The sequence below is a fragment of the Mesorhizobium sp. WSM4829 genome (assembly GCF_055811475.1).
On record NZ_JBVVQJ010000008.1, the window covers coordinates 1 to 4,176 of the forward strand.

Below are 4,176 nucleotides of genomic sequence, written 5' to 3' on the forward strand. Positions count from 1 at the left end.
CAAGGTGATGCGCATCGGCCTCGCAGAGTTCCAAGCCATCAAGTACGGAGCCACGCTCGATGTGTGAATCCGATAGGTCACTACACGGGGAGAAGGTGCCGGCAGGCGGATGAGGGGCAGCGCCTACATCGACAATTGGCCACTCCAGCAGCTAAGCCGCCTTCTCCACCAGCCTTGCCAGCTGCGTCATGACGACCGCTGAACCGGCCAGCCGCTTTTCAGGTGTCGGCCAGTCGCGGACGAAAACGACGCTGTGGTCCGGCCGGATCTTGGCCAGCGAACCCTGCTCGCCGATGAAGGTGACCAGCCCGACGGGATTGGAGAACTCGCGCTTGCGGAAATGGATGACGACGCCCTTTGGTCCGGCATCGAGCTTTTCGACATTGGCCTTGCGGCACAGCGCCTTGATGAAGACGATCTTCAAGAGATGCTTCACTTCCTCCGGCAGCGGTCCGAAGCGGTCGATCAGCTCGGCGCCGAAAGCGTCGATCTCCTCGGTGTTTTCGAGATCGCCGAGGCGGCGGTAGAGCGCCAGCCGCAGCTGCAGGTCCGGAACATAGTTTTCGGGGATCATCACCGCCGTGCCGACGGCGATCTGCGGCGACCAGCCGCCATCCTGCACCTCGCCGGAATCCTTGACCTCGGCGACGGCCTCTTCCAGCATCTGCTGGTAGAGCTCGAAGCCGACCTCCTTGATGTGGCCGGACTGCTCTTCGCCGAGAAGATTGCCGGCACCTCGGATGTCGAGATCGTGGCTGGCGAGCTGGAAACCGGCGCCGAGCGTGTCGAGCGACTGCAGCACCTTCAGCCGGCGCTCGGCGGTATCGGTCAGCTTGCGGTTGGCCGGCAGCGTGAACAGCGCATAGGCGCGCACCTTCGAGCGGCCGACGCGGCCGCGCAGCTGGTAGAGCTGCGACAGGCCGAACATGTCGGCGCGATGCACGATCAGCGTGTTGGCGGTCGGGATATCGAGGCCGGATTCGACGATGGTGGTCGACAACAGCACATCGTACTGGCCGTCGTAGAAGGCGTTCATGATGTCGTCGAGCTCGCCGGGCGGCATCTGGCCGTGAGCGACAGCCACCTTTAGCTCGGGCACGGATTCACGAAGGAAATCATGAATTTCCGCCAGATCGCTGATGCGCGGCACGACATAGAAGGAATGACCGCCGCGGTAGCGTTCCCGCAGCAGGGTCTCGCGGATGACCAGCGGGTCGAAGGGCGAGATGAAGGTGCGCACCGCCAGGCGGTCGACCGGCGGCGTGGCGATCAGCGACAGTTCGCGCACCCCGGTCAACGCCAGTTGCAGCGTGCGCGGGATCGGCGTTGCCGACAGCGTCAGCACATGCACGTCGCTCTTCAGGTCCTTCAGCCGTTCCTTGTGCTTGACGCCAAAATGCTGTTCCTCGTCGATGATCAACAGGCCGAGATTCTTGAACGAGATCGACGAGCCGAGCAGCGCGTGAGTGCCGATGACGATGTCGACGGTGCCGTCGGCGATGCCTTTCTTGGCCTCTGCCAGTTCCTTGGCGCCGACCAGCCGCGAGGCCTGAGCGACGCGGATCGGCAGGCCGGAGAAGCGCTGCGAGAAGGTCTTGAAATGCTGGCGCGACAGCAGCGTCGTCGGCACCACCACCGCGACCTGAAAGCCTTCCATCGCCGCAATGAAGGCGGCGCGAAGTGCCACCTCGGTCTTGCCGAAGCCGACATCGCCGCAGATCAGCCGGTCCATCGGCTTGCCGGCGCCCAGGTCGCCCATGACCGAATCGATCGCCGTCTGCTGATCGTCGGTCTCCTCATAGGGAAACCGCGCGGCGAATTCGTCATAGAGACCGTCTGCCGGCACCAGCGAAGGGGCAGCGCGCATCTGCCGCTCGGCGGCGATGCGGATCAACTGTCCGGCCATGTCGAGCAGGCGTTTCTTCAGCCGCGCTTTTCTCGACTGCCAGGCGCCGCCGCCAAGCTTGTCCAATGTCGCCTCAGTCGAATCCGAGCCATAGCGCGACAAAAGCTCGATGTTCTCCACCGGCAGGAACAGCCGGTCGTCGCCGGCGTAATGGATTTCGAGGCAATCATGCGGCGCGCCGACCGCCTCGATGGTGCGCAGCCCGATGAAGCGGCCAATACCGTGGTCGCTATGGACGACGATGTCGCCGGAGGACAAAGCCGAGGCCTCGGCGATGAAATCGGAAGGGCGCTTCTTGCGCTTCGAGCGACGGATGAGCCGGTCGCCCAGAATGTCCTGCTCGGCGACGACGACCAGTTTCTCGGTCTCGAAGCCGGATTCGAGCGGCAGCACGGCAAGTCCCGCCTGTCCCGGTTCGAGCTTTTCCGCCTCGGCCAGCGTAGCCACCGGCTCGAGGTTGCCGAGATGATGCTCGGCCAGGATCTGGCCGAGCCGGTCGAGCGAACCTTCGGTCCAGCCGGCGACGACGACGCGGCGGCGGGCGGCGCGCTCGTCGCCAATGTGTTTTACAACGACGTCGAAGACGTTGACGTTGGGGTCGGCGCGTTCCTCGACGAAGCTGCGGCCGTGCCGCGACCCGGCATGGTAGATTTTCCTGGCGCCGGCGTCGGGCGCGTCGAACGGCGTAAAGTCGATCGCCTCGCGCGGGCCAAGCGAGGCGATGAGGTTTTCCGGCGACAGATAAAGCAGGTCGGGCGGCACCGGCTTGTAGGGGACGGCGTCCTTCAGCGCGCCGTCGGCCTGCTTCCTGCGCGCCTCGTAATGGTCGAGGATCAGCGCATGGCGCTCGGCCAGTGCCTCATGCGCCAGATGGTCGAACACGACAGGCGTGTCCGGCAGATAGTCGAACACCGTCTCCAGCCGCTCGTAGAAGAACGGCAGCCAGTGCTCCATGCCGGCAAAACGCCGTCCCTCGCTGACCGCCGCATAGAGCCCATCGTCACGCGAGGGCGCGCCAAAAGCGTCGATGTAGGAGCGGCGGAAGCGGCTGATGGTCTCCGGCGTCAGCGCCACTTCGCTCATCGCCTGCAGCGCCATCGACTTGCGCTGGCCGGTGGTGCGCTGCGTGGCGGCGTCGAAGACGCGGATCGATTCCAGCGTGTCGCCGAAGAAATCGAGCCTGAGCGCTTCCGTCCAGCCCGGCGCGAACAGGTCAAGAATGCCGCCGCGCACGGCGAACTCGCCGACGCCGCGCACGGTCGGCACCCGCTCGAAGCCTGATATCTCCAGCTGCGACGCCAGTGCGTTCATGTCGATCTGGTTGCCGGGTTTGGCGTGAAATGTCTGCGCCTCGACAAGGCTTGCCGGCGGAATGCGCTGCAGCAGCGCGTTGGCAGTGGTCAGGATGACGGCGCGGTGCGGATTTTTTGCCAACGCGATCATCGCGGTGAGCGCGTCCAGTCGCCGCGCGGCTGCATCCGGGCCGGGCGAAACGCGGTCATAGGGCAGACAATCCCAGGCCGGCAGTTCGAGCACCGGCAGGCCAGGCGCGGCGAAGGAAAGCGCCTCGACGATCGAAGGCAGGCGCTGGCCGTCGCGTGCCACGAACAGCGCCGGCTTGTCGGGCGCGATCTCGTGCGCGGCCTGCACCAGCGCGAAGGCTTCGTAACCGTCGGCGACTCCGTCGACGATGAACTGGCCGGCGCGGCCTTTCGGCAGGCCAATTGTGGGAATCAGGCTCATGGAATCACGTATTTCAGAATGTCATCGCCTGGCGCGACGCCAGGATTTTTTGCAGGACGGCACAGTCGATGTCAGCCGGAATCGGCCGCTCGCCGGTGATCACGGGCAGGAATTCGGTATCGGCAATTTCGAGGAGCCTCTCATATTGGTCGAGTTCGTCGCCGGTCAAGGCGCCGATCTCGGCGTCGGCGAAACTGCCGAGAATAAGGTCCATTTCGCGCATGCCGCGATGCCAGGATCGAAACAGAAGCTTGCGGCGGCGGGCGTCGAGCCCCTCGCTTGATCGTCTCGTTCCGGTCATCGTCCAGCATCCTTGCCTGAAGCGGCGCATATAGCGTGGATAGAGCGCGGTGTCAGCCTTGCAACGGTCCGGTGGGTGTCTAACATCCCGGTGTGACATACACTCCTGACACCGTCGGCCCAAGCACCCCCCAGGGGGGGGGGGGGGGGGGCGGCCCGCCGGGGGGCGGGGGGGGGGGGCGGGCGGGGCGGCGGGGGGGCAAATCCAAGGCACGTCGAAGTGGGGA

Annotated in this window: 2 protein-coding genes; both read right to left on the minus strand. The window is 65.2% G+C overall.

Translation table 11 applies throughout. The features are described from left to right. Positions 1–151 precede the first annotated feature (151 nt). A complete protein-coding gene (gene mfd, locus AC0L17_RS09920) occupies positions 152–3,649 on the minus strand; it encodes a transcription-repair coupling factor (RefSeq protein WP_473515690.1) in 3,498 nt (1,165 codons plus the stop codon). Positions 3,650–3,662: 13 nt separating this feature from the next. Further along, positions 3,663–3,950 (minus strand): FAD assembly factor SdhE, encoded by a 288-nt coding sequence (locus tag AC0L17_RS09925; protein WP_128169001.1) that lies wholly within the window; start codon positions 3,948–3,950, stop codon positions 3,663–3,665. Positions 3,951–4,176: the final 226 nt, after the last annotated feature.

What these genes read in the sequence shown, in the direction of transcription:
- AC0L17_RS09925 (WP_128169001.1), bottom strand. Translation starts at nt 3,950, where the DNA reads ATGACCGGAACGAGACGATCAAGCGAGGGGCTCGACGCCCGCCGCCGC.
- mfd (WP_473515690.1), bottom strand. Translation starts at nt 3,649, where the DNA reads ATGAGCCTGATTCCCACAATTGGCCTGCCGAAAGGCCGCGCCGGCCAG.